General features: G+C 53.1%; 19 protein-coding genes. 17 read left to right on the forward strand and 2 right to left on the reverse strand.

Features of this window, described 5'->3' with window-relative positions:
- The first annotated feature begins 14 nt into the window (after positions 1-14).
- Entirely contained in the window at positions 15-251 is a 237-nt protein-coding gene (rpmB, locus tag AC2D8O_RS08010; RefSeq protein WP_484678301.1) for a 50S ribosomal protein L28, read from the forward strand.
- 52 nt (positions 252-303) lie between these two features.
- Here rpmB and AC2D8O_RS08015 read toward each other — a convergent pair whose 3' ends face one another.
- On the reverse strand, positions 304-927 hold the full coding sequence (locus tag AC2D8O_RS08015) for a thymidine kinase (RefSeq protein ID WP_484678302.1): 624 nt from the start codon (positions 925-927) through the stop codon (positions 304-306).
- Positions 928-1,006: 79 nt separating this feature from the next.
- Positions 1,007-2,329, reverse strand: a complete 1,323-nt coding sequence (locus AC2D8O_RS08020; RefSeq protein WP_484678303.1) for a UDP-glucose dehydrogenase family protein — start codon at positions 2,327-2,329, stop codon at positions 1,007-1,009.
- A gap of 12 nt (positions 2,330-2,341) precedes the next feature.
- On the opposite strand from AC2D8O_RS08020, the gene AC2D8O_RS08025 reads away from it, so the two are divergent.
- From AC2D8O_RS08025 to AC2D8O_RS08100, 16 genes are all read left to right on the forward strand, one after another.
- Complete coding sequence (locus AC2D8O_RS08025; protein ID WP_484678304.1) at positions 2,342-3,661, forward strand: 3-deoxy-D-manno-octulosonic acid transferase; 1,320 nt, start codon at positions 2,342-2,344, stop codon at positions 3,659-3,661.
- 11 nt (positions 3,662-3,672) lie between these two features.
- On the forward strand, positions 3,673-4,620 hold the full coding sequence (gene rsgA, locus AC2D8O_RS08030) for a ribosome small subunit-dependent GTPase A (protein WP_484678305.1): 948 nt from the start codon (positions 3,673-3,675) through the stop codon (positions 4,618-4,620).
- Positions 4,621-4,622: 2 nt separating this feature from the next.
- A complete protein-coding gene (dtd, locus tag AC2D8O_RS08035) occupies positions 4,623-5,075 on the forward strand; it encodes a D-aminoacyl-tRNA deacylase (protein WP_484678306.1) in 453 nt (150 codons plus the stop codon).
- The gene (locus tag AC2D8O_RS08040) at positions 5,072-5,431 is read left to right on the forward strand and encodes a nucleotide pyrophosphohydrolase (RefSeq protein ID WP_484678307.1); all 360 of its coding nucleotides are present in this window, start codon (positions 5,072-5,074) and stop codon (positions 5,429-5,431) included. The genes dtd and AC2D8O_RS08040 overlap by 4 nt, the downstream gene beginning before the upstream one ends.
- Positions 5,428-6,381, forward strand: a complete 954-nt coding sequence (locus AC2D8O_RS08045) for a DUF58 domain-containing protein (RefSeq protein ID WP_484678308.1) — start codon at positions 5,428-5,430, stop codon at positions 6,379-6,381. Before AC2D8O_RS08040 ends, AC2D8O_RS08045 begins: the two co-directional genes overlap by 4 nt.
- A 4-nt stretch (positions 6,382-6,385) precedes the next feature.
- On the forward strand, positions 6,386-7,165 hold the full coding sequence (gene ispE / locus AC2D8O_RS08050; protein WP_484678309.1) for a 4-(cytidine 5'-diphospho)-2-C-methyl-D-erythritol kinase: 780 nt from the start codon (positions 6,386-6,388) through the stop codon (positions 7,163-7,165).
- Positions 7,162-8,841 carry a dipeptide ABC transporter ATP-binding protein gene (locus AC2D8O_RS08055; RefSeq protein WP_484678310.1) on the forward strand — a complete coding sequence of 560 codons (1,680 nt, stop codon included), beginning with the start codon at positions 7,162-7,164 and terminating at the stop codon, positions 8,839-8,841. Before ispE ends, AC2D8O_RS08055 begins: the two co-directional genes overlap by 4 nt.
- Before the next feature lie 190 nt (positions 8,842-9,031).
- Positions 9,032-14,422 carry a PAS domain S-box protein gene (locus tag AC2D8O_RS08060; protein WP_484678311.1) on the forward strand — a complete coding sequence of 1,797 codons (5,391 nt, stop codon included), beginning with the start codon at positions 9,032-9,034 and terminating at the stop codon, positions 14,420-14,422.
- A 53-nt stretch (positions 14,423-14,475) separates the two neighbouring features.
- Complete coding sequence (locus tag AC2D8O_RS08065; protein ID WP_484678312.1) at positions 14,476-15,321, forward strand: CheR family methyltransferase; 846 nt, start codon at positions 14,476-14,478, stop codon at positions 15,319-15,321.
- A 27-nt stretch (positions 15,322-15,348) separates the two neighbouring features.
- A complete protein-coding gene (locus tag AC2D8O_RS08070; RefSeq protein ID WP_484678313.1) occupies positions 15,349-15,942 on the forward strand; it encodes a chemotaxis protein CheB in 594 nt (197 codons plus the stop codon).
- Between the two features lie 14 nt (positions 15,943-15,956).
- On the forward strand, positions 15,957-19,166 hold the full coding sequence (locus tag AC2D8O_RS08075; protein ID WP_484678314.1) for a PAS domain S-box protein: 3,210 nt from the start codon (positions 15,957-15,959) through the stop codon (positions 19,164-19,166).
- Between the two features lie 23 nt (positions 19,167-19,189).
- Positions 19,190-19,846, forward strand: coding sequence for a SiaB family protein kinase (locus AC2D8O_RS08080; protein WP_484678315.1), 657 nt, complete (start codon positions 19,190-19,192; stop codon positions 19,844-19,846).
- Between the two features lie 20 nt (positions 19,847-19,866).
- Entirely contained in the window at positions 19,867-20,250 is a 384-nt protein-coding gene (locus AC2D8O_RS08085) for a DUF1987 domain-containing protein (protein WP_484678316.1), read from the forward strand.
- Positions 20,251-20,295: 45 nt separating this feature from the next.
- Positions 20,296-20,841, forward strand: a complete 546-nt coding sequence (locus tag AC2D8O_RS08090; protein ID WP_484678317.1) for a SiaB family protein kinase — start codon at positions 20,296-20,298, stop codon at positions 20,839-20,841.
- Positions 20,842-20,870: 29 nt separating this feature from the next.
- Positions 20,871-21,245, forward strand: a complete 375-nt coding sequence (locus tag AC2D8O_RS08095) for a DUF1987 domain-containing protein (RefSeq protein ID WP_484678318.1) — start codon at positions 20,871-20,873, stop codon at positions 21,243-21,245.
- Between the two features lie 110 nt (positions 21,246-21,355).
- Positions 21,356-21,787 (forward strand): hypothetical protein, encoded by a 432-nt coding sequence (locus tag AC2D8O_RS08100; RefSeq protein ID WP_484678319.1) that lies wholly within the window; start codon positions 21,356-21,358, stop codon positions 21,785-21,787.
- Positions 21,788-21,828 lie beyond the last annotated feature (41 nt).

Below are 21,828 nucleotides of genomic sequence, written 5' to 3' on the forward strand. Positions count from 1 at the left end.
AATAGACTGCGACAATGGCTCGTGTGTGTGAACTGACCGGCAAAAAAGTGCGCATTGGCAACAACGTGTCGCACGCCAACAATAAGAGCAAGCGCGAATTCGTGCCCAACCTTCAGGTGAAGCGCTTCTACCTCCCCGAGGAGAATCGCTGGGTTACGCTGAAGCTCTCTGCAAAAGCGATCAAGACGGTTGCCAAGAATGGCATTTCGGCCGTACTGAAAGAGATTCAGGCCCGTAAGGCTGGCAAGTAATTGCCCCTCAGCTTGAAAGAACAACGCCACCCATTGGGTGGCGTTTCTGTTTTCAGTGAGGTTGATTCGGGTCGGCAGGTGCTGATTTACGGCTGCGTTGGGCTTCCAGAAAGGCCCTGCGCGAAAGCGGCTCGTACTGCTCTTTTTCGCCCAGCATCAGCTGTCCTTCGAGCTTATCCTTCCGGTGCGAGAAATGCGCCATTTCGCCCGTGCGCGTGCAAATGGCATGCAGCTTGGTTACGTATTCTGCAATGGCCAGAAGGGGCGGCATGGGCCCAAAGGGGTTGCCGAGATAGTCCATGTCCAGGCCCGCCAGAATTACCCGCTTTCCGCTGTCGGCCAGCTGGCTTACAACGTTTACGATGCCGTCGTCGAAGAACTGGGCTTCATCTATGCCGATGATCTCGAAGTGATCGGCCAGTGCCAGAATCTCCTCCGAGCGCCCCACAGGGATGGAGCGAAGCGTGTTCCGGTCGTGCGACACGATGGCTTCCGCATCGAACCGGGTGTCGAAGCTGTGTTTGAAGATGCCGACCCGCTGTTTGGCAAACTGGGCACGCCGGAGCCTTCGCAGCAGTTCCTCGGTTTTGCCGGAGAACATACTGCCGCAGATAACCTCTATCCACCCCGTGCCAGGATTGCCGAGGTGTGCCGATTGCGTGGGTTCCAGAAACATGGTACCACAAAGCTAGCTTCCCAGCCGCAAAGGCTTTCCACCAAATGCCAGCTGGGAAGGCTGCAATGTGGGAAACCTGTCAGGCGCGGCCGTCTACTGTAGGACGGCCAATGCTGGCATAGAAGAAACCCGATTCCTTCATCGTTGCTTCTTCGTAAATATTGCGGCCATCGAATACCGCTTTCTCTTTCAGCTGGCCCAGTACACGTGGCAGGTCAGGGGTACGGAACTCGTTCCACTCAGTGATGATAACCAGCGCATCGGCCTGCTCGGTAGCCTGGTACATGTTGTCTACATACGTGATGTTGAGCGAAGGGTTCATTCGCTGGAACATCTCGCTGGCAACAGGATCATACGCAGTAACCTGTGCACCCCCAGCCAGAAGCTCTTCAATGATGACCGCCGCTGGGGCCTCGCGTACGTCGTCGGTATTAGGTTTGAAGGCCAATCCCCACACACCCAGTTTTTTGCCCTTCAGGCTCTGGCCAAAGAAACTGCGGATTTTGTCGGTCAGCAGCTGCTGCTGATTGGCGTTTACCTGCATTACGGCCTTGAGTATCTGGAAGGGATAGTCGTACTCATCGGCAGTGTGGTTCAGGGCTTTGACGTCCTTGGGGAAGCAAGAGCCGCCATAGCCTACACCAGCAAAAATGAATCTTTTGCCAATACGAGAGTCGGATCCGATACCCAGACGCACCATGTCAACATTGGCACCCACGCGCTCGCACACCTGGGCTATCTCGTTCATGAAGCTGATTTTTGTAGCCAGGAACGCATTGGCCGCATACTTCGTCAGTTCCGAACTGCGAACATCCATGAAGTAGATGGGGTTGCCGCTCATCACGAACGGCTTGTAAAGCTGCTCCATCAGGGCCTTGGCGCGGGGGCTCTGGGTTCCTACGACAATGCGCTCCGGCTTCATGAAATCCTCAACCGCGGCGCCTTCACGAAGAAACTCTGGATTCGATACTACATCGAAAGGCACATCCGTCCGGGCTTTTACGATCGCCGTAACACGGTCGCCAGTGCCTACTGGTACCGTGCTTTTGTTCACCAGTACCTTGTAGCTGGTCATCATGCCAGCAATGTCTTCGGCAACCTTCAAAACATATTGCAGGTCGGCAGAACCGTCTTCCTGGGGTGGGGTAGGCAGCGCCAGAAACAGAATATCGGCATGGTCAACTGCGGCCTTGAGGTTGTCGGTAAACGACAGCCGCCCTTCCTTGATGTTGCGCGAGAACAGGACTTCCAGTCCCGGTTCATAGATGGTTACAATCCCCGCATGCAGACGCTTCAGTTTTTCTTGGTCTACATCCACGCAGATGACATCATTACCTGCTTCAGCGAAGCAGGTGCCGGTTACCAGGCCCACATAGCCTGTTCCTACTACAGCCAGTTTCATGTTAGTCTTGAGGTGTGCGCAAAGATAGATGATAAATACCGACATGAGGGTTTTTGTGCAGATTTGCGGTGCACAATGATCACACTGTATCGATTGGTTCTGTGGCTGGGCGCACTGTTGGTACGTCTGCTGGCGCTTGGCGGTGGCAAAATGCGCCTGTGGGTTCAGGGGCGTCTCCACTGGCGTGAACAGCTTGCTGGTAAGTGGGTTGCGGGCGGTCCTACGGTCTGGATGCACTGCGCTTCGCTTGGCGAGTTTGAGCAAGGTCGCACCCTGCTCGAAGAACTTCGCCGCAGATCCCCAGATGCCCGTTTTGTCCTCACCTTCTTCTCTCCGTCTGGCTACGAGGCTCGAAAAAACTACACACATGCTGATCTTGTCTGTTATCTACCATTGGATGGCCCAGCCAATGCGCACGATTTTATCAGTGCTATTAGGCCTTCTTTGGCAGTGTTTGTGAAGTATGAGCTGTGGTACTACTATCTGGCAGAACTTGATCGGCGTAAGATTCCGGTCGCTCTGATATCTGCTCATATTCGGTCTGGCGGGGGTTTTGCTTCTTTCCCTGCGCGTATCTGGTACCAGCGGTTGTTTCAGCATCTTTCGCTGGTAGCCGTTCAGGAGAAAGCAAGTTTGCCAATACTGCGCAACGTGCTTAATTACAAAGGCTTTGCGGTAGCAGCGGGCGACACCCGCTTCGACAGGGTTGGGGAAATAGCAGATAACTGGCAGCCTTTGCCTGAAGTGGAATCATTCATCGGCAAGCGTCACTGTTTTGTGGCGGGCAGTACCTGGCCTCCCGACGAACGGATTGTTCTGCAAGCCACTAGCCGGACACTCGGGAAAGAGGCCTGTCTGATTCTGGTGCCCCACGATTTGAACGAACATCATCTCAATACGCTAGCGGAAGATCCGCGGGTACTGCGCTATTCCCAGCTGGCACTTCGCCAACCTGAGCACTGCATTCTGCTGGTAGATACAATCGGGCTTTTGTCCAGGCTGTACCGATACGCCGATCTAGTATGGATTGGAGGAGGATTTGGCGCAGGGATTCATAACACACTGGAAGCTGCTGCCTACGGTAAGCGCATCTGCTTTGGCCCGCATTATGAAGATTTTCTGGAGGCCAGAGGGTTGATTGAAGCGGGAGCAGCACGTATGATAAGCCAGGCCGAGGACCTGGCTGAAGAGTGGCGCAGAGCCCGTGCCGACGAGCCTGGCTACAATACGCAGGCACTGATCGCGGGTCGATATGTTTCGGATAACCGAGGCGCTACTCGCAGTATCCTGCTTGCCTTGCAAACGCACGGTTTGTGGCCTGCCATTCGCTAGCTTTGTTGTGAATGGAGAAACAACCAGAGGCGCAAGGCACTGTCGTTAGAAGCACAGGCTCATTTTACCGCATACGCCTGGCGTCTGGCGATGCTGTAGACGCAACCCTGCGCGGTAAATTCAGGCTGGATGAGGGCATCAAGAGCACTAATCCTATTGCAGTAGGGGACAGGGTAACCGTACGCTTTGAGGTGCCGACGCCAGTGATCGTAGAGATACTGCCCCGCGACAACTATATTCTGCGACGCAGCACGCGCCTGCACAGTCAGACGCAGATACTATGTGCAAACATTACCCAAGCCGTGATGGTGGCCACGCTGGCCAAGCCATTTACTCCACTGGGCTACATTGACAGTTTTCTTGTGATGTGCGAGGCCTACCACATTCCGGCAGTAGTGGTGTTCAACAAAATAGACCTGCTGAAGAAGCAGGAGGAACTGGACCGGCTGGACGACTACCGCTATATCTACGAGAACGCCGGCTATCCGGTACACCTCATCAGCGCACAGAAAGCCGAGTATGCAGAGACTGTTCAGGCTTTGCTGAAAGACAAAGTAACCTTTCTGTCAGGGCCCTCGGGTGCTGGCAAATCAACACTGGTCAATCTGGTAGACCCAACGCTCAACCTGCGTACTGCCCCTCTTACGGCCCACAGCGACAAAGGCAGACACACTACCACCTACGCCGAGATGTTTCAGCTTTCAATTGGCGGAGCCATCATTGATGCCCCCGGTTTTCGCGAGTTTGAAATTACAGGTATTGCCCGAGAGGAACTGGCGCACTATTTCCCCGAAATGCGTGCGCTCATGGACAAATGTCGCTTCAACAACTGCACTCATATCAACGAGCCGGGGTGCGAAGTGCTGGCTGGGGTAGAAGATGGCCGTGTGGCCCATACCCGCTATCACACCTATACCAATATGCTGGCCAACATCCCACAGAATTCCTATCACAAATAACCATGCGGGCAGTGATTCAGCGTGTAACCGAGGCTTCGGTTGAAGTGGAGGGCCAGCGGGTAGGAGAGATTGAGCAGGGGTTGTTGATATTGGTTGGAGTGGGGCCAGAGGACTCCATGGCCGACATTGATTGGCTGGCACCCAAGCTGCTGAATATGCGCATTTTCACCGACGATGCCGGTAAAATGAACCTGTCGGTGCAGGACCTGAACGGAGGGCTGCTGGTGGTATCCCAGTTCACATTGTGGGCCGACACCCGGAAAGGCAATCGACCAAGCTTCATCGGTGCTGCACCGCCAGCAATGGCAGAAAGCCTGTATCTTCAGTTTGTGGATCGCCTACGCAGTCTGCATTCTGGCCCCGTCATGACAGGCATTTTTGGCGCTGACATGAAAATCAGACTTCTGAACGACGGCCCTGTAACTATCTGCATGGACAGCCAACAACGAGGATGAACACGCCCCTTACTCTCACTCAAGCCCAACAGACTGTAGATCACTGGATTCGCACAGTGGGCATTCGCTACTACAGCGAGCTCACAAACATGGCTATTCTGACGGAAGAGGTAGGAGAGGTGGCACGACTGGCTGCTAGGCGTTACGGAGAGCAATCGTTCAAGAAAGGCAAAGAGCCTTCGCAGGAGGACCTTCAGGAGATGTGGGGAGAGGAGCTTGCGGATGTTCTGTTCGTGCTTATCTGTCTGGCAAACCAAACCGGTGTAGACCTGGATACTGAGCTGAAAAAAGGGCTTGAGAAGCGTTCCATTCGCGATGCAGAGCGCCATCGCGACAATCCCAAACTACAGCCATGAGCAGTTCGCCAGACCAACGGAAGGAAGCCACACGCTATCTGGACCCTGCTGTGGTGAGCCAGTTGAACAACCTGGAACTGCGCGCACGGCTTATTGTAGAGGGCTTCATTACGGGTTTGCACAAGAGTCCCTACCACGGCTTTTCGGTTGAGTTTGCCGAGCACCGGGCTTACAATCCCGGCGAAAACCCCCGCAATATCGACTGGAAAGTATACGGCAAAACCGAGCGCCTGTACACCCGGCGGTTTGAGGAAGAAACCAATCTCCGTTGCCATTTAGTGCTGGACGTGTCGGATTCCATGCGCTATCCCATGGGACAGGGGCGGGTATCCAAGCTGGAGTACAGTATCAACCTTGCGGCGGCACTCGGCTACCTGATGCAGCGCCAGCGCGACGCCGTCGGCCTGACACTCTATGACAACGAAGTAAGGCAGTCGCTACCACCTAAAACTACGGCCAGCACCTATCTGCGGCTGTTGCAGGTGATGGAAGAGGTGCTTGCCACACGCGAAACCCTACAGCATCGTACCGCTACGGCCGCTGTTCTGCACCAACTGGCCCAGAAACTGCCGCGGAGGTCAATGGTGATACTCTTTTCCGATCTACTGCTGGACGAAGAAAGCCCCGAAGTGCTGTTCCCCGCGCTCCAGCATTTGCGCCACCAGAACCACGACATCCTGATTTTTCAGGTGCTGGATGCCAGTACCGAACTGTCCTTCCAGTTTCCAGATCAGCCGCTGATCCTCGAAGATCTGGAATCAAACGAGCGTGTTTCTGTGCAGCCCGCTGACGTCAGGGCTACGTATCTGGCTCAGAGCGAGGCCTACCGTAGAACGCTGCATACCCGCTGCCGCGAACTGGAAATTGACCTCGTGCCGCTGGATGTGGCTCAACCCTATACCAAGGCCCTTACCGACTTCATCCGTTATCGCCGTCAGGCGGTACGCTGATTACATGAAAAGCCTGACGCTTCATCCCAACGCCAAAATCAACCTGGGCCTTTCATTCAAGGGCAAGCGGCAAGATGGCTATCACCTGCTGGAAACCGTGTTCATGCCGGTGCCCCTGTCCGACCGGCTGGTGCTGACAGTGTCTGATGGTTTGAGAGACAACGAACTGACAGTAACTGGGCTGCATGCCATTCCGCCAGCCCCAGATAACCTTGTGCTAAAGGCCTGGCAAGCGCTGAAGCAGATGGTACCGACCCTGCCTTTTGTGCAGATGGAACTGGAGAAGAACATCCCCTCTGGAGCTGGTTTGGGCGGTGGCAGTTCTGATGCGGCCCATGTGCTGAAAGGCCTGAACGAACTGCTTGCTTTAGGCCTGAAAGACGAAGTATTGGAAGCAATTGCATTGCCATTGGGTGCGGATGTTCCTTTTTTCATTCGAAACAAACCCCTGATGGCCAAAGGAATAGGTGAAGTGTTTGAACCAATTGAGGTCAATCTTGCAGGCTACAGGATTGAGTTGGTAACACCACCAGTGCATAGCGATACCCGCGAGGCTTACCGTAACCTCCGCCCCGAGCACTGGTCTACAGACTGTGATGTAAGGGCAGTGCTGGCGCTCCCAGTTGAGCAGTGGCGAGGCCAGCTGGTCAACGATTTCGAAATCAGTGTTTTTGCGCGATATCCTCAGCTGGCAACGGCTAAGGACCAGCTCTATTCCAGAGGAGCTGTCTATGCCGCAATGAGTGGCAGTGGGAGCGCACTTTTTGGCATTTTCAGGGTATGAGTGCGGCCCTGTTGGAAATCAGGAATCTGTCGTTGTCGGTGGGAGACTTGCCACTGCTGACAGATGTGAGTTTCTCGGTGGCGCGGGGCCAGATTGTCGCCGTAGTAGGGGAGAGCGGCAGTGGCAAAAGCCTTACATGTCTCTCGGTATTGGGTCTGCTGGAGCGGAACATCAGACGGACATCCGGGGCGATGAGGTGGCATGTGACGGAGGATTCAGTAAATCTCGCATTATGTTCTGACGAGGAGTTGACTGCTGTTCGCGGCCGGGAAATCGGTATGATTTTCCAGGAGCCGATGTCGGCCTTGAATCCGGTGCTGTCAATTGGTGCTCAGTTGGCCGAAATGTTCCCCGACCTCTCTGCTGCGCCACTACAGGCTGCTCTTTTTTCTTTGCTGGGCAAGGTGCACCTCCCAGCCGAAACCACCTTTCTGCAACGCTATCCGCACCAACTGAGCGGGGGGCAACAGCAGCGGGTGATGATCGCCATGGCGATGGCCCGCAAGCCCGCGCTGCTCATTGCAGATGAACCCACTACGGCGCTGGATGTTACCGTACAGGCCGAAATACTGCATCTCTTGCGGGATTTATGCAAGTCGAATGGTACGGCCATGCTGTTCGTGACACACGACTTGGCATTGGTAGAACAGTTGGCCGATGCGGTGGTAGTGATGCGGAAAGGCAGAGTAGTAGAGCTGGGCAGTTGCGAACAGGTATTTCATCAACCGCGTGAACTCTACACCCGCAGCCTGATTGCATGCAGGCCTTCGCATGCCGCTCCGGGCCAGCACCTACAAACCGTGCAGGAACTGGAGGCCGGAGGCCGTCAACTGCTTACAACAGTGTATGACTTGATTGCCCGTAAACCCGATACGCCCGAAGTCCCATTGCTGGAAGTCAATGGATTGAAAGTGGATTTTGTTACCCCTCGGCCTCTTTGGGCACGTTTAATGGGGCAAAAGCCTGCTGTCTTTCAGGCATTAGGGGGCATTGACTTGACGCTCCCTGCTGGCACTTCGCTGGGGATTGTTGGGGAAAGTGGGTGTGGTAAAAGCACGTTTGCCCGTGTACTGATGGGGCTGATTGCCCCTTCGTCAGGAACTGTAAGAATGAATGGACAGGCGTTAGGTCATAGGGTGCCAGGTATGAATCGAGGTGTGCAAATGATTTTTCAGGACCCTTATGGCTCACTGAACCCTAGACGAACCATTGGGCAGCAACTGATTGCTCCTCAGGAAGTTCATAGTATTGGGAGTTCCCATGCAGACCGGCTGTCGCGGACAGCTGCCATGCTGGAACGGGTGGGAATGCCTGCTGATAGTCTCCAGCGTTATCCACATGCTTTCTCTGGTGGTCAACGCCAGCGTATCTGTATAGCTCGAGCCCTGCTTTTGGAGCCTAGGCTCCTCATCTGTGATGAGTCTGTTGCAGCACTTGATGTATCTGTACAGGCGCAGGTGCTCAACCTGTTGGCCGAATTGCGTATGCAGACGGGGGTTCAGTTTCTGTTTATTTCGCACGACCTTTCGGTTGTCCGGTGGCTGTGCCCGCAGGTGATGGTACTGCAAAGGGGGCAGGTAGTGGAGGCTGGCGCAGCCGAATTGGTATTCCAAAACCCGCAAATGGAGTATACCCAGCGACTGCTTCAGGCGAGTGGTATTCTGCAATCCGCTTAAAGACAGCAAGATATCTCAATGCCAAAAAGCCTACGTATATTCCGCCTAGAAAATCAGGAATTCACGTCTGGTTGGGGCAGGGTAAGGGACTTAGTTTTGCTTGCAAGCAAAGTTGTATTGAACGGCCAGCAACTGGCCGTTTGTTCCTCCTTCAGGCCTCTGAACATTCGTATTTAGAACCCTTCTCTCCATGCAGGAGCCTACCAAGCGTAGTACAGACCGTAAGCGCAGGAATCTGAAAGCCAAGCGTCGTTCGCGCCTTACCGCCGAGCAGTTTCGCGCGCTGGCGCAGGAAACCTTCGATGACGTAGCCGAGGGTGGGCGTGGCTTGGGCCTATCCCTGCGGTGGCGTTTCGGTGTACTGTTGGCCATTGCAACGCTACTGGTTAGTTGGATTGCTTGGGAGGCCGTCACCGACCTGAGGCAGGCACATTCGCATTCACGCGCACTGGTCCAGGAGCGCCTGCAACCCACTGAGCAACTCGTTAAGCTCAAATCGCTGGTGTATGAGAATCAGCTTCAGGTACTGAATGCGCAGGGCACGCCTCTGCCATTTATCCTGCAACAGGCCAGTGACAACATTGACCGTAATAACCTGGCAATTAACCGCATCTGGTCGGGCCTGAAAGACAGCCTGAAACTGGCTGATGAATTGGCCATTGTCTCTGACCTCAAGGTCAGCATGGAGTACTACCAGATTGCCTGTCGTCTGCAGGTAGACTCTTTGATGCGCAAAGCCAAGGTCGTCATCCCTGACAGCAGCTTTCAACGGGCCCGCACCAGTTCTTTCGCACGCACGCGCTTCACAGACCGCGACCTGGATAACCTGTTTGTCAATGTCATTTTGCCTCGCTTCGACGAAATCAACGCAGGGCTTGCACGCCTCATTGAGATTCAGGTGCGAGAGGGCAACACGCTTGTCACCCGCGAAATCGACTCCTATGCCTGGCGGTCTACGCTTGTGGGCATTGTAGCACTGGTAGGCCTGGCCGCATTGATTCTATGGATGTTCCTACTGTACAACGGGATTACCGACCCCATGCACAGAATCAACAGGGCACTTCTGGCGCTGAGTCGTGGGGATCTTTCCCGCAAACGACTGCCAATCAGTGAAGACGAAATTGGCGAGGTAGCCCTGAATCTGCATGGCCTTACCAACAGTCTTCGCCGGGTGGCCAGCTTTGCCTCTGAAATTGGCGAAGGCAACTTCAAGACTGAGTTCAAACCGTTGGGCGAAACCGATCAACTGGGAGCTGCCATGACCAACATGCGTGACCGGCTGGCGCAGGTAGTTGAAGACGAACATCGCCGGAACTGGTCAGTAGCCGGTTTTGCTCAGTTTAGCGAAATCCTTCGCCTCAGTGAAGACGAGCAGCATCTTTCTGATCGCATAATAACCTCACTGGCAAAATATATCGAGGCCAATCAGGGTGCGTTCTTCCTTTTGAAAGACGAAGATCCTGATGATTTGCACTTGTCGCTAAGCGCAAGCTACGCGTACAACAAGAAGAAAACTACCCACCGTGAGTTTCGGCTTGGCGAAGGTTTTGTAGGCCAGAGTGCCGTTGAGCGCGAGGTCATCTCCATCTCCGATATTCCCACCGACTACATTACCATGACCAGCGGACTGGGCGAGGCGCCGCCGCGGTCGCTGCTCATCGTGCCACTGGTTTACAATGATGTCGTGTATGGGGTTGTTGAGTTTGCGAGCTTCACCCGATTCCACAGTTGGCAGATTGATTTCGTCAAACGCCTGAGTGAAACCATCGGTGCGGCACTGGCCAACCTTAAAGGCCGCTCCAAAACGCTGCAGCTGCTGAAGGAAAGCCAGGCGCTTAGCTCAGAACTCCAGAACCAGCAGAAAACCCTGCTCGAAACCAACCGGGCGCTGGAAGAGCGTGAAACCGAAATACTGAAAGCTACAACCGAGTTGCGGGGACAGATTTCTGCCCTCAACAATTCAGGTATTGTATCGGAGACCAACCTTGATGGCACCATTACTTTCGCCAACGATCGATTCTTGGCGGTCAGCCGCTTTTCTCGCGACGAGGTCCTGGGCGAAACCCACCGGATCATCAAGTCTGATACTACCCCGGCAGATGTGTTCCTCAACCTCTGGGACACTATAACCCGGGGAAAGGTATGGAAGGGCGAACTGAAAAACAGGGCAAAAGACGGCACCCTTTATTGGGTGGATGCCACCATAACACCTGTGCTGGGGCCTGATAGCAGGCCAGTGAAGTACATCAGCGTGCAGTTTGATATCACTAATCAGCGTTTGCAGGAGGAGCAGATTCGTACGGCGCTTGAGCAGTCGATGTCGCAGGAGGAAGAGCTGCGCCAGAACGCCGAAGAACTGGAAGCTCAGCAGGAAGAAATGCGTCGTACCCAGATAGAGCTGGTAGGGCAGATTTCGGCGCTCAACAACGCGGCCATCGTATCCGAAGCGGACCTTCAGGGGCGTATCATCACGGTGAATGACCAGTTCATTGCCATGAGCCGCTACACCCGTGAGGAGCTCATTGGCCAGAACCACCGCTTGCTGAAGAGCGGTCACCAATCTGACGACCTTTTTGAGAAGCTTTGGAAGTCTATTACCCAGGGCAATGTGTGGCGTGGCGAGTTCAAGAACCGCGCCAAGGATGGCACTTTCTACTGGGTTACGGCCTCTATTACCCCTGTACTGGACTCCAATGGCCAACCAGTGAAATACATTGGTGTGCAGTTCGATATCACCGCTCAGAAGCTCCAGGAAGAGCAGATTCGTGCGGCGCTCGAGATATCCCAGGCACAGGAAGCCGAACTGCGCCAGAATGCAGAAGAACTACAGGCTGCTCAGGAGGAAATGCGCAAAACGCAGATCGAACTCCGCGGCCAGATTGGGGCGCTCAACAACGCAGGTATTGTCGCCGAAACCGACCTGCGTGGCAACATTACGCTGGTGAACGAGGAGTTCTGCCGATTGAGCAAATATCCGCGCGAAGAGCTTATCGGCACGAATCACCGAATGCTGAAGAGCGGCCACCACTCCGACGATTTCTACATTGAGCTTTGGACCACACTAACCCGCGGCCAGGTTTGGCATGGGGTATTCCGCAACCTTGCGGCGGATGGCACCTATTACTGGGTCAAATCTTCAATTACGCCAGTGCTGGGCTTCGATGGCAAACCGGTGAAATACATCGGAGTTAGCTTTGATATCACAGCCCAGGTAGAGCAGGAGGAAAAGATCCAGCACGCGCTTGAGCTTTCGCAGGCGCAGGAGGAGCAGTTGCGCCACAATGCCGAGATTATGACGGCTCAACAGATTGAGTTGGCTGGTCAGATTTCGGCACTTAACAACGCAGGTATTCTTTCTGAAACAGACACCGAAGGCCGCATTACTTATGTGAACGATGCAGCGGTGGGTACCTGGGGCTACTCGCGCGAGGAGATACTGGGCAAAAACCACAACCTCATTCGCAGCGGCGAACACGATGAGGCTTTCTTCGCTGAAATGTGGCAGACCATTGCCGCTGGCGAAGTGTGGAAAGGGGAGGTAAAAAATACCAACAAAGACGGCGTTGACTTCTGGGTCATGCTTACCATCTCACCAGTGTTGAGTGCCGATGGCAAGCCGATGAAGTATATTGGACTGGCCTTCGACATCACCAAGCAGCGTCGCCAGGCTTCCCGCATTCGTCAGTTCCTTGAGCTGTCGCAGAAGCAGGAAGAGGAGCTACGACAGTCGGCAGAAAAGCTGAAACTGGCTCAATTGGAGCTCGCAGGTCAGATTGGTGCGCTCAACAACTCTGCTATTGTTTCTGAAACCGACCTTCAAGGTAACCTCACCTTCGTGAACGATGAGGCTACCTACCTCTGGGGCTACACTCGAGAGGAGCTGCTCGGACAGCCTCACAGCATTCTGAAAAGCGGACACCATGGTGCTGACTTCTTTGAGCGTCTATGGGACAAAATCTCCGCGGGTTTCCTCTGGCGTGGGGAGATAAAGAATAGGGCCAAGGATGGAACTGAGTTTTGGGTAGAACTCAGCATTACGCCAGTGTTGGATGCTGAGGGCAAGCCAATGAAGTACATAGGCGTGGCTTTCGACATCACCAAAACCAAAAACCAGTCACTTCGCATACGCGAAGCACTGAAACAGGCCGAAGCCCAGGAAGAAACCTATCGCGCACGAATTGCTGAACTGGAAGCCCAACTCGCTGACGCGCCCAGCGCTGCCGTGGCATCGGATGCCACAGAGCAGTTGGCGCTTGTACAGCAGCTGCAACGACAGGTAGACTCCCTCCAGGCCGAACTTGCAGTGGCCAAACTACAGCCCCATGCAGATCCTGAAGAACTGACTGCCCTGCAATCGGCGCTGGCTACAAACGAAGCGCAGTTGCTTGAGGCCGAGCAGCGTGCCCAGCAAGCATTGGCGCATGCCAATGAATACCAGACCCGCCTTCAGGAGCTTGAGCTGGTATTGGCTGATGCCCATACGCAACTCGCTGAGATGGCCTCGCGGCCCGCAACAGCTGCCATTTCACAGACGGGCATATACGAGCTGATTCTTGATCTCTATGGCAATGTGCAGCAGGCGCCGCTTTCGTTTGCGGAACGGCTTCATTTGCCAATGGTCCAGATTTTGGGCCGACACTTTACGGACCTAGCACCGGCAGCCGAGCGTGCGCGTCTTTTCGACCAGCAGCTGTGGCAGCGCCTTCCACATGCCCAGCAGCTAAGCGAGGTGGTTCAGTTTCAGAGTGGCTTGGGCGATACATTCCAGCTAAACTGTACTTTCAGTCTTGTTTTCAACGCGCAAGGCGAAGCCTCTGAATTTCATGTGCTTGCCGCTGATGCAGTTCCGACAGCAGTATCAGAAACACTGTCCAAGGAAGAGCCCGGAAGTAGCACACTTACGGGCCCCTGGGGGATGCTGGCAAGTGCCGCCATTCTTTCCGAAACCGATCAGCGAGGTGTGATAACTGAGGTGAATGATGCCTTCTGTGCTGTTTCTGGCTACTCCCGAGAGCAACTCCTGGGTAAGAACCATAACCTCGTACGCAGTCCGGATACCCCTGCCAGCATCTTCTTTGAGATGTGGGCGCTCATAGGCCGAGGCAAGCAGTGGTCTGGCGAGTTGCAGAACCAGCGGCAGGATGGCTCCCGCTACTGGATTCAGCTTACGATTCTGCCAGTCTTGGGCTCCAATGGCCGCCCAGAGCGTTATATGGCTGTTGCTTTTGATATTACTCAGCTGAAGAAATACGGCCCTTCGGCGAATGCCCGACATCAGCCTGCTGCTGTTGAAGATGCCGAATCCAATGGCCATGAAGCTCTGGATGCTGGTGCTACTCCTGAGCTGGCAGTGGAGCCCGCAATCGCGGTGTCTGAGCCCGTAGTGCCCACACCGTTAAAACAAAAACGACAGGAGGTAGCTGACAAACAGCACTTGATACTGAACCTTCAACAGCAGTTGCAGGAGGCGTCTGGCTCTGCGTTGGCCGAAGAACTGCGCCGCCAGTGTTTCTACGAAGAACAGGAGCTGCGTGCTTTGCTGATTGAATTGGAACTGATTGAGCAGCAGTATGCTTCCTGATCCGTCTAACACTCTGACGAACAACCCATCAACTAACCTTACTCTTCGCCGGTATGTATAACCCCACCAGCGAATTCGACATCGAAATCGACCTGCAGGAGCTCAAAAAGCTGACCGATGCAGTGCTTACGAAGTATGGCTTCGACTTCAGCAATTATGCGCAGTCGTCGTTCAAGCGCCGGATTATCATGGTGCTGAAAAAGAACGGCATTAAGACACTGGATCATCTCATCCAGAAGCTGATGCATGATGCCGTCTTCTTCGACCAGTTTATTCTCGACATCACGGTGAACACCACCGAGATGTTCCGCGATCCCTCGTTCTTCAAGGCGCTGCGTACCCAGATTCTGCCAGTGCTCAATACCCGCCCTGAGTTCAACATCTGGCATGCGGCCTGCTCCACTGGCGAAGAGGTGCTCTCCATGGCAATCATGCTGAAGGAAGAGGGTATGCTTTCGCGCGCCAAAATCTACGCTACCGACATCAATCATGCGGTATTGAAGCGTGCTGCCGAGGCGCGTTTCCCTTCCCGCAACCTCGACCTCTTTACCAACAACTACAACAGTTCAGGAGCAAAGGGTAAACTGTCAGATTTCTATCAGATTGTAGATAATGAAATCCGCTTCGACAAGTCCCTGCTTGAGAATGTGAAGTTCAAACACCACGACCTCGCTGTTGATCACCATTTCTTCAAGTTCGATCTCATCCTTTGCCGCAACGTGATGATCTACTTCAACCAGCAGTTGCAAAACCGGGTGTTCGAACTCCTCCACAACTCCATGTTCCTCGGGGGCTATCTGTCGCTGGGAGCCAAAGAGTCGCTCATCTGGTGCCGTATTGCTGATAAGTTCGAGTCTGTCAACGAGGCTGAAAAGATCTACAAGAAAATCAAACTCTGATCATTATCCCACCTGTAAGCGCCCGACATGACGTCGCTCTCTAGCTTTTTGCGGGATAAAGACAGGTACTCTTTCCTGGTGATAGGAGGCAGCGCTGGCAGCTTCCCTGTGGTATCACGTATCCTGGAGCAGTTGCCCAAGAACTTCCGCCTGCCGGTGGTATTGGTACTGCACCGCCTGAAAGACAAGCGCGAAGGCTTCAAGGAAGCTCTTGAAATCAAAAGCGCACTGCCTGTTACCGAACCGGATGACAAGAGTCCTATTGTGCCCGGATGGGCCTATGTGGCACCTGCCAATTATCATCTGTTGGTAGAGGACCGAAAGCACTTTTCATTGGCCGTAACGGAGATGGTGCAGTATTCACGTCCCTCCATCGATGTTCTCTTCGAGTCGGTGGCTGATATCTTTGGCCCCAACGCCATTGGTATCATACTTTCCGGTGCCAATCGCGATGGGGCACTTGGGCTCAAGCGCATTAAGGACAGAGGAGGGCTCACCATAGTGCAGGATCCCGCCGAATGTAGCATGACTACCATGCCTGATGCCGCCATACAGGCTACCAAAGTAGATATCGTGTTGCCGCAACCCCAGATTTCGCAGTTCCTCTCCCAGTTGAACTAACCTCCCTTTGCACCATGCTTAACCGTACCCTCAGCCGCCGCTTGGTGATTACCCTGTCTGGGGTGGTGTTGCTGTTTGGCGTGGTGATCCTGTCCAGCCTGTCGCTGTTTGACAAGGCCGCCACCATTGCCAGCCAGATTGCAACTGAGAAGAACAACGTGCTGGCAGTGCTGGAGCGCACCCGGCAATCGGCACAGGATGCCGAGTCAAAGGTGCAGGCTTGGCTGCTCTTTCGCAACCAGGAGTACAACGCACAGAACTCACTGACTCTTCCGCGAGAGTTTTCCTCATTGAAGAAACTGCTTTCTGAGCAGTCTCAGCGCGAAACCCAGCCGTTGCAACGTGAGCAGATGCGTCAACTGGTATACCGGCTGGTAGAGCTTGAAAGCCAGTTCAGCGCCATCCAGAAACTGGTGCCGACGCCTGCAACTTTTGTTGATACCGTGGCCGCTTCGGAAGCGCAACGCGTGTATGCTACACGACTGAGGCCGCTGGTACGCGAAATCAGCTCTTCTGTTGGTGGGTTGGTCGACAGCCGGCAGCAGGCGCTGGCAGTTTTAGAAGAGGACTATCGGGTCGTCAACCGCAGTTACTTTCAGTTGGTAGGTTTCAGTCTGCTGCTGTTTATTCTGTTCGTTATTTTTATTGGCAACTACCTCGCCCGTCTCGTGGTGCGGCCCATCCGCCAGATTCAGTCATACACGGCAATGCTGGCAGCAGGTGAATTTCCAGACAGCGACCTGCCCGAAAGCGACGATGAACTTGGGGAAATCGGTCAGTCGGTAAATGCCATTACCACTAATCTGCAGCAGGCTATAGATCTTGCACAGCGTATCGGAAAGGGTAAGTTTACCGTAAGCGAAGAGCTGGCTGAGAGCGAAGATCCTCTGAGTATAGCCCTTCTGGGCATGAACGACCGGCTACGCGAGATGGCCGATCGTGAATCCCGGCGTAACTGGGCAATTGCTGGTTTTGCCCGCTTTGGTGATGTGCTCCGCCGTACCACTGACCTTCGCATGTTGTGCGACGATGTCATTTCCAACCTCGCCCGGTATGTCAAGGCCAATCTGGGGGCCATCTTCCTGTTGAATGACGACAACCTCTCCGATCCGCGTCTGGAACTTGTCTCTAGCTACGCTTACAACAAGCGCAAGTTCATGCACCGTTCATTCGCTTTGGGCGAAGGTTTGGTAGGGCAGGCGGCACTGGAGCTGGAAACCATTCATATCACCCAAATCCCGGAGAACTACGTCATTCTGACCAGTGGGCTGGGAGAGGCCCCGCCCAGTTCGCTCCTCATTGTGCCGTTGATTTCGGCCGAAAACCTCTTTGGTGTAATTGAATTGGCTTCGTTCAACCGCTTTACCGAAGACGAGGTCGATTTCGTGAAACGTCTTGGTGAAAACATCGCAGCGGTTATCGCCAACGTAAAGGCAAACGAGAAAACCCTGCGGCTCCTGGAACAATCGCGCCAGCTCTCGGGCGAGTTGCAGGAACGGTCTCAGGATCTGGAGAAAAGCGCTGAGAGCATGGCAATGGCTCAGCAGGAACTGCAGCGCTCTAATACGGCGCTTGAGCAACAGATGCGCAAGCTGAACCAGACAGCCTTGGAGCTATCTCAAAGCGAGAAGCGCTTCTTTACCCTGTTGGAAAATGCTTCTGAAATCATTTCCATCTTCGAGAAGGATGCACGGGTGCGTTATCAGAGTCCTTCGATGGAGCGCATCCTAGGGTACAAGCCGTCCGACCTGCCAGATTTCTTCCGCTACATCGTTTCGGAAGATCTGGAAAAGGTTAGAGCATTCTTTGCTGAGATGGTGGAAAAGCCCGGCGAGGAGTGTGTGGTGGAGTTCCGCTATCGTCGTAAGGATGGGACTATCATCTACCTTGAATCATTAGGGAAAAATCTGCTGGATGACCCCTCGATTTATGGCCTCGTAGTCAACACCCGCGACGTAACTGAGCGCATACGCGCCGACTTCAACGCCCAGCGACGACTGCAATTCCAGTCGCTCACCGAAAACTCACCTGACCTCATCAGCCGCTACAACATCGAAGGCGAGTACCTCTACGTCAACCCCACAATTACCCGTTACACGGGACGTGCGCCATCTTTCTTTATTGGTAAGAATCTCTCGGAAGTGGGGTTATCTGCCGATGAGACACGGTTCTGGCAAGGTAGTATTCGGGGTGTTGCGGAAAGTAAAACCAAACGTACTGCTGAAGTCACGTTCCCATCGGTTCTGGGTGATAGAATCATGCAGGTGGAGTTTATCCCTGAACTCAATCTTGAGAATGAAGTAGCTACGATTCTGGCTGTCGCCCATGACATTACCGAGAACAAGCAGGCCGAGCGCATGATTCTGGATCAGAACACCACGCTACAGGCAGTGAATGCAGAAGTATTGCGCCAGAAGCTGGAAATCGAGGAGAAGAACCTTGATATCACAGAGAGTATCCGTTATGCAAATCGCATTCAGCAGTCTATCCTCCCGGCCCAGCACCTAATGGAGCAGGCTTTTGGCGAAATGATGCTGTTCTTCAGGCCACGCGACATCGTCTCCGGCGATTTCTATTGGTATCTGCATCGGGGCGACAAAGTGTTTATTGCCGCCGTAGACTGTACGGGTCACGGGGTTCCCGGTGCATTCATGTCGCTCATTGGCAATACACTACTGAACCAGATTGTTAGCGAAATGGGCATTCTGGAGCCAGCGCGAATCCTGAGCCAGCTGCACGTGCGCGTGCGCGCCATGCTGAAACAGACAGAAAAGCTGGCTGACGGAACCATCAAAGAAGTTTCCAGCAAAGACGGTATGGACATCGCCCTATGTCGTGTTGACCTGGGCAAGAAGACAATACAGTTTGCCGGCGCCTATCGCCCTATCTATTGGTGGCATCAATATGACATCCATGAAGTGAAGGGCGATAAGTTTGGTATTGGTGGAATTGAACTGGAGCCAGGCGAGGTCAGACACTTTACAAACCACGAACTGCGAATTGAGGATGGGGATGCCATCTACCTCTTCAGCGATGGGTTTGCTGACCAATTTGGGGGGCCTGAGGGCAAGAAATTTACAAGTAAGCGCTTGCGCGAAATTCTGCTCAGAAACCAGCACAGAGGCATGCGGGAGCAACAAAAAATCCTCGAACGCCACTTTGAGGAATGGAAAGGCGCTCAATCGCAAGTGGACGATATCATCCTCATTGGCTTGCGGTTTTAGTTTTTTGTTTTAAGCTTCGTATATTGCGCAAGCAACATTCAGCTTCTCTTGAAAGCTTTACAACTCCACGTATCGGGCACCTTTATATGAGTGATAAACAGTCGGTTGCAAATACTGGCACCGTAGATGGCCCCCTAGAAATCACCTATCCTTTCTATAAGGATATGGTCGATAACAACGTCATTTTCATGTACAAAGGCGTTGTTACCTCCGATTTGGTCACTCACGTGCTGGAGATCATGGAGGAAAAGCTCGAAGAGGACAAACAGAGCAAACGCCTCTCGAAAAAAGTATTCAACGTGATGGTTGAATGCTTAACTAACGTCTACACCGATGAGGACAACAAGGTTCGCCCCAAGTTCGATCCTACGACCCTTTTGATGGTGAAGCGCGAAGAAGATGCTTATTGTGTCACGACTGGACACTATATTTACAACGACAAGGTTCAGGATCTCAAGCGTACGCTGGATAAGATCAATGGTTTGCGTCAGGAAGAACTTAAGCAGCTCTACCAAGAGTTTCTTACCAAGGAAGATCCTGCACAGGCTGGTCTTACCACACTCGCGATTCTTGACCTTAGCCGCAAGTCAAAACACAAACTGAATTATCAGTTTCGCTATATCAACCCAGATCATACGTTCTTCAGCCTGGAGGCCCGCATCTCCAAGAACAGTATCTAAACCCAATCCACTCCGAAGCCATGCTTGAACCTCTGAAAATCGAGCCGACTCACAAGACCCCCAAGGTCTACTTCGACCCTGCTGAAGGTGTTTTCGAGCTCAGCGGCCGTTCCATCCCGGAAGACTCCGTGGGTTTCTATCAGCGTATCCTCGGCTGGATTGACGAATACTCGAAGAACCCCAATAGCAAGACCAATTTCAAGTTCGAACTTGAGTACTTCAACACCAGTTCGTCCAAGAATATCCTGGAGCTTCTTAAGAAGCTTGAGTCGATTCACAATGACGGCAACGAAGTACACATCTCCTGGTATTACGACGAGGACGACGAGGACATGGAAGAGACTGGCGAGGACTACAAGGCCCTCCTCTCTGTACCGCTGGAACTGATTGTGAAAGTGTACTGAGCCTCACGTCTTACCACCAGGACCCTAACATAGCACACCGAAAACATGACATACAGCTACTACAAGAACATGCAGCTGAACAACATCATCTTCGTCTATCAGGGCGAGGTGACAGCTGACTTGGTTTCTTCGATCCTCCACATGATGGAGAATAAGCTGGACGGCGACGGTGAGGACAAGAAGATCAAGAAGAAAGTCTTCAATGTGATGGTAGAATGCCTCCAGAACGTCTACCACCACCTGGATACGCTGGAAGTAGTAAGTGCTGACGATATCAACGATCGCACGGCTCTTCTGATGATTGGCAAAGAAGAGAAAGACTACTACGTTATCACTGGCAACCACATCATCAACGACCGCATTGGTGATCTTAAGCGCAAGCTGGAGCGCGTCAACAACTGCGATCGCGATGAGTTGAAGCAACTCTATCAGGAAATCCTGGCAAACGAGCCAATGTCTGAGAAAGGCACTGCTGGCTTGGGCATGATTGATATCGCCCGCAAGTCTGGCCAGAAGCTCGGCTTCGATTTTCACCCTGTGAACGATAAATATTCTTTCTTCAGCCTGGAAGCCAAAGTTTCCAGGGTTTAAGCAAAGGCAGCCGCAACCACCGACACACAATGAGAAACCTCATCATAGAACCCACTCCGAAAACGCCGAAAGTTATCCTGAATGCGGATATCAACGTTTTCGAGATCAGCGGGCGATCCATCCCCGAGGATTCTATTGGGTTTTACCGCAAGATTCTCGATTGGGTGGATGAGTACTCTAAGTCTCCCAACCCAAAGACCAACTTCAAGTTCCAGCTTGAGTACTTCAATACCAGTTCTTCCAAATGCCTTCTGGATCTTTTCCGCAAGTTGGAAAAGCTCTATAAGAGTGGGCACGAGGTAGTCATCACCTGGTGCTATGACGCCGATGATGAAGACATGGAAGAAACCGGGGAAGACTATAAGGCCCTGCTCGAAGCCCCTTTCGACCTGGTTTCGGTGTAATTAACAGAGTAGTTCGTAGAATCTGACGCTGCCGTTTATTACTTTTGCACCCTCTCTATACAATAGCCTCTGCGAACACCTATCATTGCACCAACTAACTGGATCGTAACATGGAGCTCAAGAAGAAACGGCTGGAAGCCTTTGGCAATGAAACCGAGTATCTGAACAATGCCCGGCAGCTCCTTGAGCGTCAACACTCAGAGCAGGAGCTTCGTACTGCTTATCAATCTCTTTGTGAAGAGTTTGAAAAGTTACTTGACGAGGCCAAGTTCCTTACGAAAGTCTCGGACAAGCTCGAGTCTAAGCTCAATGCCAGCAACGAACAGCTCCGTCAGTTCAATGAGACGCTGGCGAATGAAGCTGAGGTAGCCAAAGCCCAAAAAGAAAAGGTCATAGAAAAGAACAAGCAATTGTATCAGGAGAAGTCTGAGCTTGATTTCAAAATGAACAAGTTCCAGATGACCCTGATCATCCTGATTGTTTCGCTTTTCGTCATCATCATTATTCTGGCTTACTGGCTCTATAAGAGCAGCAGCCACTAATGGGGCTGATAAACCAAATAAAAGCTACCTGGTGGTAGCTT

It is taken from the genome of Pontibacter sp. T17, assembly GCF_057219875.1.

Coding starts and splice junctions, on each gene's coding strand:
- rpmB (WP_484678301.1), top strand. CDS start 15: ATGGCTCGTGTGTGTGAACTGACCGGCAAAAAAGTGCGCATTGGCAAC.
- AC2D8O_RS08015 (WP_484678302.1), bottom strand. CDS start 927: ATGTTTCTGGAACCCACGCAATCGGCACACCTCGGCAATCCTGGCACG.
- AC2D8O_RS08020 (WP_484678303.1), bottom strand. CDS start 2,329: ATGAAACTGGCTGTAGTAGGAACAGGCTATGTGGGCCTGGTAACCGGC.
- rsgA (WP_484678305.1), top strand. CDS start 3,673: ATGGAGAAACAACCAGAGGCGCAAGGCACTGTCGTTAGAAGCACAGGC.
- dtd (WP_484678306.1), top strand. CDS start 4,623: ATGCGGGCAGTGATTCAGCGTGTAACCGAGGCTTCGGTTGAAGTGGAG.
- AC2D8O_RS08040 (WP_484678307.1), top strand. CDS start 5,072: ATGAACACGCCCCTTACTCTCACTCAAGCCCAACAGACTGTAGATCAC.
- AC2D8O_RS08045 (WP_484678308.1), top strand. CDS start 5,428: ATGAGCAGTTCGCCAGACCAACGGAAGGAAGCCACACGCTATCTGGAC.
- ispE (WP_484678309.1), top strand. CDS start 6,386: ATGAAAAGCCTGACGCTTCATCCCAACGCCAAAATCAACCTGGGCCTT.
- AC2D8O_RS08055 (WP_484678310.1), top strand. CDS start 7,162: ATGAGTGCGGCCCTGTTGGAAATCAGGAATCTGTCGTTGTCGGTGGGA.
- AC2D8O_RS08060 (WP_484678311.1), top strand. CDS start 9,032: ATGCAGGAGCCTACCAAGCGTAGTACAGACCGTAAGCGCAGGAATCTG.
- AC2D8O_RS08065 (WP_484678312.1), top strand. CDS start 14,476: ATGTATAACCCCACCAGCGAATTCGACATCGAAATCGACCTGCAGGAG.
- AC2D8O_RS08070 (WP_484678313.1), top strand. CDS start 15,349: ATGACGTCGCTCTCTAGCTTTTTGCGGGATAAAGACAGGTACTCTTTC.
- AC2D8O_RS08075 (WP_484678314.1), top strand. CDS start 15,957: ATGCTTAACCGTACCCTCAGCCGCCGCTTGGTGATTACCCTGTCTGGG.
- AC2D8O_RS08085 (WP_484678316.1), top strand. CDS start 19,867: ATGCTTGAACCTCTGAAAATCGAGCCGACTCACAAGACCCCCAAGGTC.
- AC2D8O_RS08090 (WP_484678317.1), top strand. CDS start 20,296: ATGACATACAGCTACTACAAGAACATGCAGCTGAACAACATCATCTTC.
- AC2D8O_RS08095 (WP_484678318.1), top strand. CDS start 20,871: ATGAGAAACCTCATCATAGAACCCACTCCGAAAACGCCGAAAGTTATC.
- AC2D8O_RS08100 (WP_484678319.1), top strand. CDS start 21,356: ATGGAGCTCAAGAAGAAACGGCTGGAAGCCTTTGGCAATGAAACCGAG.